Source organism: Paenibacillus jamilae, assembly GCF_050482105.1.
Taxonomy (GTDB): domain Bacteria; phylum Bacillota; class Bacilli; order Paenibacillales; family Paenibacillaceae; genus Paenibacillus; species Paenibacillus jamilae_B.
The window spans coordinates 195,645-209,143 of the sequence record NZ_JBCNHI010000018.1; the positions used below are offsets into that span (position 1 = coordinate 195,645).

10 protein-coding genes are annotated in these 13,499 nt (G+C 42.9%); 9 read left to right on the forward strand and 1 reads right to left on the reverse strand.

Annotation, left to right across the window (positions count from 1 at the left end):
* The first annotated feature begins 14 nt into the window (after positions 1-14).
* The 3 genes from ABEW32_RS15995 (at position 15) to ABEW32_RS16005 (ending at position 2,807) form a co-directional block, all read left to right on the forward strand.
* Positions 15-746: a ThuA domain-containing protein gene (locus ABEW32_RS15995; protein WP_430189181.1), complete on the forward strand. Its 732-nt coding sequence runs from the start codon at positions 15-17 to the stop codon at positions 744-746.
* A 243-nt stretch (positions 747-989) separates the two neighbouring features.
* On the forward strand, positions 990-1,334 hold the full coding sequence (locus tag ABEW32_RS16000) for a winged helix-turn-helix transcriptional regulator (protein ID WP_013371810.1): 345 nt from the start codon (positions 990-992) through the stop codon (positions 1,332-1,334).
* 705 nt (positions 1,335-2,039) lie between these two features.
* On the forward strand, positions 2,040-2,807 hold the full coding sequence (locus ABEW32_RS16005) for a DODA-type extradiol aromatic ring-opening family dioxygenase (protein ID WP_430189185.1): 768 nt from the start codon (positions 2,040-2,042) through the stop codon (positions 2,805-2,807).
* Between the two features lie 84 nt (positions 2,808-2,891).
* On the opposite strand, the gene ABEW32_RS16010 is transcribed toward ABEW32_RS16005, so the two are convergent.
* Positions 2,892-3,608: a Crp/Fnr family transcriptional regulator gene (locus ABEW32_RS16010; protein WP_430189188.1), complete on the reverse strand. Its 717-nt coding sequence runs from the start codon at positions 3,606-3,608 to the stop codon at positions 2,892-2,894.
* Positions 3,609-3,866: 258 nt separating this feature from the next.
* Between ABEW32_RS16010 and adhE the strand changes: the two genes are divergently transcribed.
* From adhE to yidD, 6 genes are all read left to right on the forward strand, one after another.
* Entirely contained in the window at positions 3,867-6,479 is a 2,613-nt protein-coding gene (adhE, locus tag ABEW32_RS16015; RefSeq protein ID WP_430189191.1) for a bifunctional acetaldehyde-CoA/alcohol dehydrogenase, read from the forward strand.
* A gap of 328 nt (positions 6,480-6,807) precedes the next feature.
* Positions 6,808-9,069 carry a formate C-acetyltransferase gene (gene pflB, locus ABEW32_RS16020; protein ID WP_430189194.1) on the forward strand — a complete coding sequence of 754 codons (2,262 nt, stop codon included), beginning with the start codon at positions 6,808-6,810 and terminating at the stop codon, positions 9,067-9,069.
* Positions 9,070-9,134: 65 nt separating this feature from the next.
* On the forward strand, positions 9,135-9,893 hold the full coding sequence (pflA, locus tag ABEW32_RS16025; protein ID WP_430189197.1) for a pyruvate formate-lyase-activating protein: 759 nt from the start codon (positions 9,135-9,137) through the stop codon (positions 9,891-9,893).
* Between the two features lie 218 nt (positions 9,894-10,111).
* Positions 10,112-12,331, forward strand: coding sequence for a copper amine oxidase N-terminal domain-containing protein (locus tag ABEW32_RS16030; RefSeq protein ID WP_430189200.1), 2,220 nt, complete (start codon positions 10,112-10,114; stop codon positions 12,329-12,331).
* A 256-nt stretch (positions 12,332-12,587) separates the two neighbouring features.
* The gene (locus tag ABEW32_RS16035; protein WP_430189203.1) at positions 12,588-13,079 is read left to right on the forward strand and encodes a Fur family transcriptional regulator; all 492 of its coding nucleotides are present in this window, start codon (positions 12,588-12,590) and stop codon (positions 13,077-13,079) included.
* A gap of 1 nt (position 13,080) precedes the next feature.
* Positions 13,081-13,371: a membrane protein insertion efficiency factor YidD gene (gene yidD, locus ABEW32_RS16040; protein ID WP_430189206.1), complete on the forward strand. Its 291-nt coding sequence runs from the start codon at positions 13,081-13,083 to the stop codon at positions 13,369-13,371.
* Positions 13,372-13,499 lie beyond the last annotated feature (128 nt).

Below are 13,499 nucleotides of genomic sequence, written 5' to 3' on the forward strand. Positions count from 1 at the left end.
AGGGGGAACTGTGGATGATTAACGTCACCATTTGGAATGAATTTGTGAACGAGAAGTTAAATGATGAAGCCAAACGGATTTATCCTAACGGCATACACCGAGCATTGGCAGACGGCTTGGCAGACGAGGGTTTTGCCATTCGAACAGCTACCCTACATGATGATGCCGAGCATGGCTTGGGAGAAGAAATTCTCAATTCCACAGATGTGCTGCTGTGGTGGGGACATAAGGCCCATGATCAGGTGAGTGATGAAGTTACAGCGCGTGTCGTCAAGCGGGTGCAGGAAGGAATGGGCCTAATCGTACTGCACTCAGGCCATTTTTCCAAGCCATTTAAAGCTCTGATGGGCACCAGTTGTGATTTAAAATGGAGAGTGGCAGGCGAGCAGGAGATTATTTGGTCGGTAAATCCTTCACATCCCATTGCAGAAGGGATAGATGCCAAAATTCTTCTAGAGCAGGAAGAGATGTATGGCGAGTTCTTTGATATTCCTACGCCGGATGAACTGGTATTTATCAGTAACTTTGAAGGCGGCGAAGTATTTAGAACAGGATGTACCTTCTATCGAGGCAGTGGTAAAGTATTTTATTTTCGACCAGGACATGAAACTTATCCGACTTATTACCAGCCTGATATTTTGAAGGTCATTGCTAACAGCATCCGTTGGGCTTCTCCTCCAGGGAATAAGAAACCAATATATGGTAGAAGTGAACCGGTAAGGTCTCTTGGTGGAGTGTTGGTATAGTTACATTCATCCGATATTGATGAATTCTATAAAGAACAGGTTTACGGGCGGAACCTTTGTGGATTCCGCCTTTTTGTATTTAACGATTTAGACATATACCTGCCGCGTTGGTTTGTTGTATAATCAGTTTTGGTCATGGCAACTTTATCAGCACTGGTATCAAATTAAAGAAAGTGTTTTCTTTCGGGATAAAGTATGCTAAAATGATATATACTAACAAAAGGAAAGCTTTATCAAACCGAAATGCAAAAGAAGGTGAAAAATTTGGAGAGTCAACCGCAATTTACAAAAATGTGTCCGCGTTTTGAAACCGCCTTTTCATGTCTGGGTAAGCGTTGGAACGGATTGATCATTCAATCCATGATGAGCGGTCCCAAGCGGTTTAAGGATATTTCCAATCTGATTCCCACAATGAGTGACAAAATGTTATCAGAGCGGATGAAGGATCTGGAAAATGAAGGGATTCTTACACGCCATGTATACCCGGAGACTCCTGTCCGCATTGAATATGAGCTAACCACCAAAGGTCGTGCACTTCAGCCGGTTATGGAGCAGATTCAATTTTGGGCTGAGGAATGGATTAGATGATCACCAAACTCATTAAGTGTTTTTCATAGCAAAACAGCCTTTTCCTAGGAAAAAGGCTGTTTTTTTATTTTGGTTAGGTAGTACGGCTTAATAGCTTTTAGCGCGTCCTGCAACTGAGAATACTCCGGCTGTTGTCCGGCGGGGGATACGAGATTGAATATCCAGTGCGGCTGAACGAAATGTCCCTAGGCATGCGTGGCAAAGTCTTCCGGCATAAATGGGAGAACGGCAGGATTCACAAGGATAATCAAGCTGACTATATGTGGAGGGAAACTTGCCTGCTCTTACCCAATCTGTGAGCAAATCCATAGGTGTACCGGTCACATCACTGAGTTGACGGGTGTGAGTAGAGGGATGCTTCCATAGATGGTTAGAACAGCGGTCAAAGAATATATTTTCTTCCTGAATACAAGAATTACACAGGTTTCTAAGATTTTGACGGAAAACAGAACCGCATTTTGGGCAATTAGAAGTATGTATCTCCATAGAAACCAGTCCTTTGTATCGAAATATAGTGATATTTTAAAATTTATTAGTTACATATTACTATGACTTTATACCTATATCAATCTTTATTTAGAGAATTGCTGATCTTTAAGTATATGTTGAAATCTGTATTGACATTACTCTGTTACTTATGTATTATTACTTACATAAAGTTACTAAGTGAATAAAATAAATCATTAACGATAAGGGGAATTTTTAATGATACCATCTTTATTTTTAGCCCACGGATCACCTATGCTTGCTATTGAACAGACGGACTATACCGCATTTTTAGAGCAGTTGGGGAAAAGCATTCATCCTAAGGCAATTGTTATCTTTACAGCTCACTGGGAGACGCAAGTGTTAACGATCAGTTCAATGGATGACACATACGAAACCATTTATGATTTTGGAGGCTTCCCACCCGAACTGTACGAAGTGAAATATCCAGCACATGGTTCTGTTGAACTAGCTAATAAGTTAAAAAACTTGTATGAACAAAAGGGCATCGATGTACAAACTGATCGGGTTAGGGGGCTGGATCATGGTTCCTGGACATTGTTGCATCGTATGTATCCTGAGGCAGACATTCCGGTAGTTCAGATTTCTGTGAATCCATATCTCTCACCGAAAGCACAGTTTGCCATTGGTGAAGTGCTGCGTGGATTGGGGGAACAAGGTATTCTGGTCATTGGCAGTGGTGTGACTGTCCATAATTTGCGTATCGTTAAATGGGGAGAAACGAAAACAGAGCCTTGGGCAATTGATTTTGATGACTGGATAATCGAAAAAGTGCAGAACGGAGATATAGAGGCTTTAGATCACTATGAAAGCGAAGCGCCATATGCACTCCAGGCCGTACCTCGGGCAGAACACTTTGTACCGTTGTTTATTGCAATGGGGAGTGGCAATCCTGCCAACAAAGCTAATGTCATCCATAGAAGCTACGAGATGGGGAATTTAAGTTATCTATGCTTGCAGTTTTAAAGAGTGGGCGAGAGGAAATAATTTAGGGAGTGTTATAAGCTAATAATGGCTTATAGCACTCCCTTTTACATTAAAAATAATTTATTATATCCGGCAAATCTCACGTGGGCACAATTCACAATGACATACACCTTGCAACATTTCCAAATCCTTGACAACAATCATACCATTATCGTATTCTACTGCATTTTTCTTCCGCAGATCACTGAGCATCCGATTTACGCTTTCCCGGGTAGCACCGATCATATTTGATAAATCAGTATGAGTAATTTTTTTATGAATCAGGATATGATCGCCGTGAGGCTCACCATAGGTGTTGCATAGTCGAATGAGTGTTGAACATAAAGCGCCAGGCTTACCATACATCATCAAATCACGGAACTTGGTCTGAGTAATGCGGTGATGAGAACCCATCCATTTCATAAAGTCAATCGCAAAATCGCAATGCTGGCAAATAAGCAACTCCAGATCCGTATGATCAATTACGCCAATATCACTATCTTCCAAAACCTCGGCAGAAAAGGAATGCTTGGTACCGAAAAATGGATCGGCTTGGCCAACAAGATCGCCGCTTTGATACATATATAGAATAAGTTCCTTACCTTCATCCGTTGTTTTGGTTACTTTTACGCGTCCGCGCTTAATATAAAACAGCTTATCCGCTGTATCTCCTTCCCAGAACAAATGCGAGCTTTCTGGCATAACTCGATCTTTCATCATCACTTGCAACCGGTTGAAGCTGGCCTCCGAGAAGCAACAGGTGTTGCCGCGGGCTTCCATTACATTTGTAGGGTTTCTCATCGTCCATTTCCCCTTTGTATCCTATGTTTTTTATCTGCAACTTGATCAATTCAAATTCATTATATACCTGTGCAATGCGTTTTTGGGGCAAGAAGAGGGGGGAAAAGTGGCAGAATTCCAAACTTTGTGATTTAATTCACTTCATAAAATAAAATTTTAAATAGATTGTGAAAAAAATCACAAAATATATTGAAAAGCTGTGTTACGATCAGTGCGTGAACAAGAGATAGTACACGAGATAACAGGAGGATGAGGGAAATGGCTGTTAAAAACGAGGTTATCCAAAAAGAGCAAAGCGCAGAGCAGTATATTCAAACGCTGATTGACCGGGCGAACCGGGCACAGCAAGCTTTCATGAGTATGAATCAGGAACAGATTGACGAAATCGTACAAGCTATGGCACTCGCAGGGATGGATAAACATATGCACCTGGCGAAGTTGGCTGTTGAAGAAACAGGACGCGGTGTGTACGAGGACAAAATCACCAAAAACATGTTTGCAACAGAATATATCTATCACAGCATTAAAAATGAGAAAACCGTTGGTGTCATTGAAGATAATGATTTCGATAGTTTTCAAAAGATAGCAGAGCCAGTCGGCATCATCATGGGGATCACTCCAGTAACAAACCCGACTTCGACTACGATGTTCAAAGCGTTAATTGCCATTAAAACACGTAACCCCATCATTTTCGGTTTCCATCCATCTGCTCAATCGTGTAGTGCTGAAGCAGCTCGCATCTTGCTTGAAGCAGCTGTCAAACACGGTGCTCCAGCGGATTGCATTCAATGGATTGAAGCACCTTCAATGGATAAAACAAATGTACTAATGAACCACCCTGATGTGGCATTGATTTTGGCAACTGGTGGATCAGGCATGGTTAAGGCAGCATATAGCTGTGGTAAACCTGCATTAGGCGTAGGTCCTGGTAACGTACCTTGCTTTATTGAAAAAACAGCCGATATCAAACAGGCCGTGAACGACCTTATCCTTTCTAAATCTTTTGATAACGGTATGATCTGTGCTTCGGAACAGGCCGTCATTATTGAAGAGCCTATCTTTGAGCAAGTGAAAAAATTGATGATTGCTAACGGTTGCTACTTTGTAAATAAAGAAGAAGCAGCTAAGCTCACTCAAGGAGCTATGAATGTAGAAAAATGTGCAGTGAACCCGGCCATTGTCGGACAATCTGCTGTAAAAATCGCTGAAATGAGCGGCATTACAGTACCGGCAGGAACAAAGATTTTGGTTGCTGAAATTGAAGGAGTAGGAACCAAATTCCCATTATCTGCAGAAAAACTGAGTCCTGTATTGGCTTGCTACAAAGTGAAAAATGCAGAGCAAGGTATCCAACGTGCTGCTGAAGTTGTAGAATTCGGCGGTATGGGTCACTCGTCAGCTATCCATTCGCAAGATGAGGATGTTATTGCTCGGTTCGCAAACCGTTTGCAAACAGGACGTATCATTGTAAATGCACCTTCCACACACGGTGCAATCGGTGATATTTACAACACCAACCTTCCTTCGTTGACACTCGGTTGCGGTTCGTACGGTCGTAACTCGACTTCGTCGAACGTATCGGCAGTTAACTTGATTAATGTGAAAAGGGTGGCGAAACGGACGGTGAATATGCAATGGTTCAAAGTACCTTCCAAAATCTATTTTGAAAAGAATTCGACACAATATCTTGCTAAAATGCCTGATATCACACGTGTAGCCATTATCACTGACCCTATGATGGTGAAACTCGGATATGTGGACCGTGTCATCCATTATTTGCACCAGCGTCAAACACCGGTTGCGATTGAAGTGTTCTCCGAAGTAGAGCCAGATCCATCGACAGTTACTGTAGAACGTGGTACTGAAATGATGAGACGTTTCCAACCGGATTGCATTATTGCACTCGGTGGCGGTTCGCCAATGGATGCTGCTAAAGGCATGTGGATGTTCTATGAGTATCCAGATACTGATTTCAATAACTTGAAACAAAAATTCATGGATATCCGTAAACGGATTTACAAGTACCCACGTCTGGGTCAAAAAGCACAATTTGTAGCCATCCCTACAACTTCAGGTACAGGTTCGGAAGTTACATCGTTTGCAGTTATTACAGACAAAAACCTGGGCAACACGAAGTACCCGTTGGCTGACTATGAGTTGACTCCTGATGTGGCAATTATTGACCCTGTGTTTGTATATTCGCTGCCTAAAACAGCTGTAGCCGATACAGGTATGGATGTTCTGACACATGCTATCGAGGCTTACGTGTCTGTAATGGCCAATGATTACACAGATGGTCTGGCAATTAAAGCCATTCAGCTCGTATTCCAATACTTGGAGCAATCGGCTCTGGTTGGCGACAAGCTGGCTCGCGAAAAAATGCACAATGCTTCTACACTTGCAGGTATGGCGTTTGCTAATGCATTCTTGGGTATTAACCACAGTCTTGCGCATAAATGGGGCGGACAATACCATACAGCGCACGGCCGCACGAATGCTATCCTGCTGCCGCACGTTATTCGCTACAATGCGAAAAAACCGACAAAATTTGCTTCGTTCCCTAAATATTCGCACTTTGTTGCAGATGAGCGTTATGCAGAAATTGCACGCATACTGGGATTGCCTGCGCGTACCACTGAAGAAGGGGTTAACAGCCTGATTGATGCGATCCGTAAGTTGAACAAAACACTCGGTATCGAGGAATCGTTCCAACAACTTGGTTTCGATCCGAAAGACTTTGAATCACGTGTGGACTATCTGGCTGACCGTGCTTTTGAGGATCAATGTACAACTGCGAATCCAAAGTTGCCGCTGGTTACTGAGTTGGCTGATGTATATCGCAACGCCTTCTACGGACGTTTCGACCAATAATATAATAGGTATGAAGAGGCTTGTAACAGAGCATTTTCCCGTACAATACCAATGCAGGCTCTCTATATAGAGGGCCTCTTGGTTTGGGAAGGGAGGTGAACGGCAAGGCTGGAGGTATAGGCGTGAAGCTAGGGAAAATAAAGTGATAAAAATCACTCATGTTGTGATTTTTATCACATACTACACTCTATCATTATTCTACAATAAGAGTGTAACAAAGGTCCCGACACTGAGCGTAAGGCATCGGTGAAAAGGCCGGGCTCAAGAAATAGTTTTAACGTGAAAAAAATCACAAGTCCGGAAGACCAAACAATTTGGAGGGATTTACATGTCGGTGATTGAGAGAGAATTACAAGAGCAACAATCTGGCTGGAGAGGTTTTAAAAAAGGAAAATGGACTAGAGAAGTTAACGTCAACGATTTTATTGAAACCAATATCTCACCTTATGTTGGCAATGAAGAATTTTTGGTTGGCCCTACTGCCAACACAACTGCACTGTGGGAAATTGTATCTGATCTTACTAAAAAAGAGTTGGCAAACGGCGGTGTACTTGATGTAGACGTGAATACACCATCCACCATTATTTCACATAAACCAGGATATTTGGACAAGGACAAAGAACAAATCGTTGGTGTACAAACAGATGCTCCATTCAAACGTTCTTTGCAACCGTTTGGTGGAATTCGGATGATGATTGATGCTTGCAAAGCCTATGGTTTTGAAGTGCCACAAAGCATTGTTGACATTTTTACTCATATTCGTAAAACACACAACCAAGGTGTATTTGACGCTTATACAGATGAAATGAGAGCAGCTCGTAAAGCTGGTATCATTACAGGTCTGCCAGATGCATACGGTCGTGGTCGTATAATCGGTGACTATCGTCGCGTAGCTCTGTATGGTGCAGACTTCTTGATCCAAGATAAAAAACTTCAATTGAAAAGCCTTGAAGTTGATTCCATGGAAGAAGATGTAATCCGTCTGCGTGAAGAAATTTCCGAACAAATTCGTGCTTTAAATGAATTGAAACAAATGGCTGCTGAGCACGGTTTTGATATTTCTAAACCAGCTAACAATGCAAAAGAAGCTTTCCAATGGGTATATTTTGGATATCTGGCAGCGATTAAAGAACAAAATGGTGCAGCAATGTCCTTGGGACGTGTATCTTCATTCCTTGATATTTATACTCAACGTGATCTTGAGGAAAGTACAATGAACGAAGAACAAGCTCAGGAACTGGTCGATCATTTTGTTATGAAACTGCGCATTGTTAAGTTCCTGCGTACACCTGACTACAACGAACTGTTCAGTGGTGACCCAACTTGGGTAACAGAATCCATTGGTGGTATGTCTGTTACTGGAGAAACTCGTGTTACCAAAAACAGCTTCCGCTTCTTGCACACACTGTACAACTTGGGACCTGCTCCAGAACCTAACTTGACTGTACTGTGGTCAGAAAAACTGCCTGAGGGCTTTAAAAAGTATTGTGCAAAAGTTTCTATTGAAACTAGCTCCATTCAATATGAAAATGACGATTTGATGCGTCCAATCTACGGCGATGATTATGGTATTGCTTGTTGTGTATCTGCCATGAGAATTGGTAAACAAATGCAATTCTTTGGTGCTCGTGCCAACTTGGCAAAAGCTCTGTTGTATGCTATTAACGGTGGTAAGGACGAAAAATCCGGTGTTCAAGTAGGACCTGAGTTCCCAGCCATTACAAGTGAAGTGCTGAGTTACGAAGAAGTGTTGAGCCGTTTCAAACCTATGATGGAATGGCTGGCAAAACTGTACATGAACACTTTGAATGTTATTCACTATATGCATGATAAATATAGCTACGAACGCATTGAAATGGCGTTGCACGACCGTGATATTCTTCGTACCATGGCTTGTGGTATTGCGGGTCTGTCAGTTGCAACTGACTCCTTGAGCGCTATCAAATATGCAAAAGTTAAACCAATCCGTAACGAAAAAGGAATTGCTGTTGACTTTGAAATCGAAGGCGAATATCCTTGCTACGGTAATAACGATGATCGCGTAGATACTATCGCTGTAGAACTGGTAGAAACTTTCATGAGCATGATTCGCAAGCACAAAGCTTATCGTAATGCGGTTCCTACTCAATCTGTACTGACCATTACTTCCAATGTGGTGTACGGTAAGAAAACAGGTACAACACCTGATGGACGTAAAGCAGGCGAACCATTTGCACCAGGCGCAAACCCAATGCATGGTCGTGATAAAAAAGGAGCTTTGGCATCTCTGAGTTCCGTAGCCAAATTGCCTTATGAACACAGCTTGGATGGTATCTCGAATACTTTCTCCATTGTGCCTAAAGCACTGGGTAAAGAAGAAGAAACACGTAAAACAAACCTTGTTTCGATGATGGATGGCTACTTTGGAAGCCACGCGCATCATCTGAATGTCAATGTGTTTGCTCGTGAACAACTATTGGATGCAATGGAACACCCAGAAAACTATCCACAACTTACGATTCGTGTTTCTGGCTATGCCGTTAACTTTATCAAGCTGACTCGTGAGCAACAATTGGATGTTATTAACCGTACTTTCCACGGTACAATGTAAATAAGTTTTACGTATCAAAAATTACAATGACGCACGCATAGCGGATGCGGGAAGGATGATGCAACATGTTGAAAGGTCACATACACTCATTGGAAACCTTCGGGACCGTCGATGGTCCCGGCATCCGCTTCGTGCTCTTTATGCAAGGATGCCTGTTGAAATGTCAATATTGCCATAATCCAGACACTTGGGCCTTGAATGAAGGTAATCCGATGACACTAGAAGAAGTTTTGGCTGAGATTGAGCCGTATTTAGCTTATTACCGTTCTTCGGGAGGCGGATTAACCGTATCCGGTGGAGAACCAACATTGCAAGCTCATTTTGTAGCAGAGTTGTTCAAGGAAGTAAAACGCCGCTGGAATTTGCATACGACTTTGGACAGTAACGGATTTAATGATGCAGCTCGTATCCATGATCTGCTGGATGTAACGGATTTGGTGCTACTGGATATTAAGCATATCGACAACGACAAGCATATTAAGCTTACGGGCAAGTCCAACGATCGTATGCTAAGTACGGCCCGCTGGTTGTCTGAGCAAGGGCGCAAAATGTGGATTAGACACGTATTTGTACCAGGTATTCATGACGATGAGCAAGATCTACTCAATTTGGGACGGTTCATTGGAACGTTGAATGGTGTCGAGAAATTCGAAATTTTACCTTACCATCAGATGGGTGTTTATAAATGGGAAATGCTCGGTAAGGAATATCCGCTGGAGGGAGTTCCGTCTCCTACAGATGAGGAAGTTCAACGTGCTTACCGACTTATTGAAGAGGGTCGTCTGGAGACTGCAGGAACGAATGCTGCCTGTCGTCCATCATAATGTAAGTGGATCAGAATTACTTTCAGTTTATGAAGCCACCGTCACATCCAATCAGATGGACGGTGGTTTTTTTGTTGTTGATTTTTTGCAGTCAAAGGAGAAAGTTCCCTTTTTTTTATGATCATCAAAATTTCCAGAAACTTTTTAGTAACTGTCGCGTCTAATAGTATGACTTTTCACGGGAATGATAATAATTTGGGGATAGAAGGAGACAGACAATGAATTTCAAGAAATGGACCATGCTCACCGCCTTGGCGGTAGCTCAGGTGGCTGCAGTAGCCCCTGTAGGAGCAGAAGCAGCATCAACAAGCGTTCAATCCACCGATTCGGTTAGCGCCCAGCAGACGACCAATGTTGCTGATTCCGGCGTTCAGAATAGTATCGGAGATCAAAATGGAACAAGCACACCAGCTAATACGGTAACACCTGATAACACGGGTGTATCCAATGATCCATTGACTGGGCTACCTACAGATACCACTAACGGATCGAACGTAACCAATGATGTATACGGTGGAGACGGAACGATCACCAATCCAGGTGGAGCTCCAACATCCATGAATGCAAATCAACTGATTTTGTATTTAAACAGTGCTAAAATGGAACAAAATGGACAGGTATACACGGCAACTCAGCCAATGACAGTCAAGGACGGAGTTTCCTATGTAGCTATCCGATCCCTTGTCAGCCGTGTCGGATTGCAGTTTAGTTATGACACAGCCACCAAGGAAACCGTAATCACCCAAGGAACAAATGTCCTGCGCTTCAAAACAGACAGCAAGGTTTATACGGTTAACGGTGAAGCTAGACAAATGAAGGGACCGGCTTTCCAACAAAAGAACGTATTTATGGTGCCATTGACCTCGATTACACAGGCCTTAAATATTCCTTATACTGTGAATAATACGACTAAACAAGTTATCATGGATTTGAATCAGAAGCCAAAAGCTTCTTTCACGGTTCAACAAAAGGATATCTATGCGGGTGAAACTCAAGTTACGTATTTGACCAAGGAATCTTCTCCGACAGGTCTTCCGATTGTGAACCAACGTTGGGAAGGTAAGCAGGACGTATTTCAGGAGCCGGGTACATATGTAGTTACCTATTCCGTTCTTGACTCTGCTGGAAACTGGAGTGATCCTTACTCAGTAACAATTACAGTAAGGCCGCCAAACCAGCCGCCAGTAGCTCTGTTTACAACGGATAAAAAAGAGTACAAGATGGGTGAAAAAATCACTATTACCGATCTGAGTACTGACGACGAGAATGCTATCACTAAGCGTGATTGGGAGAACAAGAAACTTGCCTTCTTCCAGCCAGGTGATGTAACCATTACCTTGACCGTGACTGATAAGCATGGCGCAACAGGTACCAAAAGTGAAACAATTAAAATTACGAATGAACTGCTGTACAACGAAGATGATTTCAATAAAATTTTCACGCCATATGGTGATAAATACAGTGTAGATGGCAGTCAGGTGCCTACTATGGCTACTATTCCGGTGACAAGTACATCATCACCACGTCTTCTGATTCGTGCTAATAGCCCGGAACGTGTGTTCCAGGATGGTATCGTGTATCAAGAAACCGGATCAGGTAGTACGCGCATACTCGTCCATCATGTCAATGAAACGGGTCGCGATGTGAAGATGTATGTGATTGCAACCAACAACAATATCGCTCCAACCAATATAAATGTCGAAAACTCCGGTTTTGCCGGTCCATCTGAATTTGCAACAGCTGCGGGTAAAGTTTCGATTCAACGGTATTTTCAATCCATGCAGGATGGAAGCAAACGTTCCAGCACAGTGCTGAATCCGGGCGAAAGCCGTGTGATTTTGCAAGATTTGAATGCGCAAAAAATTAAACAAAAGCAAGTTATTTCTTTGTTATCCGATTTGTATACGGACCAACCTATTCAATACACGGTAGTTGTGTTAGATGCCAATGTAGATCCGTTGACAGTGCTGCCTACTCTGGCAAAACTTCCTAAGGACGGCATTCATAACCGTGGAACGTACGCGAATTCGGATATCTCGCTCAATTATACCGAAGAGGTTGGTAAAACAGCTCAACGTATTGTTCTTGGTGATAATAAGGTAGATCCGAACCTGATTGGTACCGACGGTCTGGACGGTTCTTCTGCTTCTAATGCCGGTAACTTTGGTGTGGTATATAAAGTTAAGCTGGACCATGTAGCACCATATTCACTGATTGCGTTCAACCCACGTGGGGGCGAATATGCTGGCTATGCAATGGTGAATAATCAGGTTGTGGGTATTCCGACCAACGGCTCTGTGCAAGCACCGAATGAGATGAGTGTGCTGTATCGCACAGGTCATATTGAAGAAAGTGTAGAGATGTATTTCACTGCAGCTGCAGGTAGTAATCTGCCAGTTTCCATTGTAGTTATGCCTATGCCAGCTATTAAAAACTAATTTGAAATAACCGGTGTTGTTTACCGGCCTTGACCACTTGAGTCTCATCATTCACCGTTTTAAAAGTCGATGTCACTTGCAGAATAAAGGCGTTCTCCTGATGCGAGCTTGGTTGCAGCACTGGAGAACGTCTTTTTCTGATGAGTAGCATGAATATCTCTTATAATATTGACTTTAATCGTGGTATAATGAATAGATGCAAGCCTAAGCCTGCATCAGAAAACCTGAAACTACAGACAGGGGAGGGTGAAAACGCATGCTGACAAAGGATGAGATTATCGCAACGATGTCCGCTCAGGGGCTGCGTATTACAGATCAACGCAAGACGTTGGCCACGTTATTTTCCGAGAATGAAGGGTATCTGTCCCCCAAAGACGTTTATGAATATATGGGTAAGAAGTACAGCGGACTTAGCTTTGATACAGTTTATCGCAACCTGCGTGTAATGCAGGAATTGGGTGTGCTGGAGCAGGTATCTTTTGAGGATGGGATGAAGTTCAAAGTGAGCTGTAATGAGCACCATCATCACCACCATATGATTTGCTTGAACTGTCAGAAAACATTGCCGATTTCTTTTTGTCCAATGCAAATGACAGATCCGACAGATCAATTCCAAATCGTCGAACATAAGTTTGAAATTTTTGGCTATTGTAAAGATTGTCAGCAGAAGAATGGGCATACTGAGAGTAATGCAGATGGGGGTTTCAGACAGACGAGCAGTCACACTCACAGCCACGGGGGCTACTAAAATGAAAATCACCACACGCAGAGTGGTAAAAGCTCCAATTAAGTTTTATCGTGCTTACATTTCACCCTTAAAGCCGGCTACGTGCAGGTTCTATCCAACGTGTTCAGCGTACGCGCTGGAGGCGGTAGAAGTGCATGGTGCGCTCAAAGGCTCATGGCTGGCTGTAAAGCGTATAGCTAAATGTCATCCATTTCATCCAGGTGGCGTAGATCTGGTCCCTCCTGCAACAAAAGGGATAGATAAATCCAATAAGGATCGTGTGGCTACCCATACCGAGCAGGGCTTGACTTGACAGCGCCGTGCCGATTTGGTTATATTTTGGTTAATATTGTTTTCCTGTGAAGGGATGAGTAGGGTAAGTCGTCCAGTACAGAGAGCCGGGGTGAGCTGAAAACCGGTCTGGTGTGAAGCCTGAATATG

Bases quoted from the DNA above. Each gene is read 5' to 3' on its own strand.
- pflA (WP_430189197.1), top strand. From the start codon at position 9,135: ATGTTGAAAGGTCACATACACTCATTGGAAACCTTCGGGACCGTCGAT.
- adhE (WP_430189191.1), top strand. From the start codon at position 3,867: ATGGCTGTTAAAAACGAGGTTATCCAAAAAGAGCAAAGCGCAGAGCAG.
- ABEW32_RS16030 (WP_430189200.1), top strand. From the start codon at position 10,112: ATGAATTTCAAGAAATGGACCATGCTCACCGCCTTGGCGGTAGCTCAG.
- ABEW32_RS15995 (WP_430189181.1), top strand. From the start codon at position 15: ATGATTAACGTCACCATTTGGAATGAATTTGTGAACGAGAAGTTAAAT.
- pflB (WP_430189194.1), top strand. From the start codon at position 6,808: ATGTCGGTGATTGAGAGAGAATTACAAGAGCAACAATCTGGCTGGAGA.
- ABEW32_RS16035 (WP_430189203.1), top strand. From the start codon at position 12,588: ATGCTGACAAAGGATGAGATTATCGCAACGATGTCCGCTCAGGGGCTG.
- ABEW32_RS16000 (WP_013371810.1), top strand. From the start codon at position 990: ATGCAAAAGAAGGTGAAAAATTTGGAGAGTCAACCGCAATTTACAAAA.
- ABEW32_RS16005 (WP_430189185.1), top strand. From the start codon at position 2,040: ATGATACCATCTTTATTTTTAGCCCACGGATCACCTATGCTTGCTATT.
- yidD (WP_430189206.1), top strand. From the start codon at position 13,081: ATGAAAATCACCACACGCAGAGTGGTAAAAGCTCCAATTAAGTTTTAT.
- ABEW32_RS16010 (WP_430189188.1), bottom strand. From the start codon at position 3,608: ATGAGAAACCCTACAAATGTAATGGAAGCCCGCGGCAACACCTGTTGC.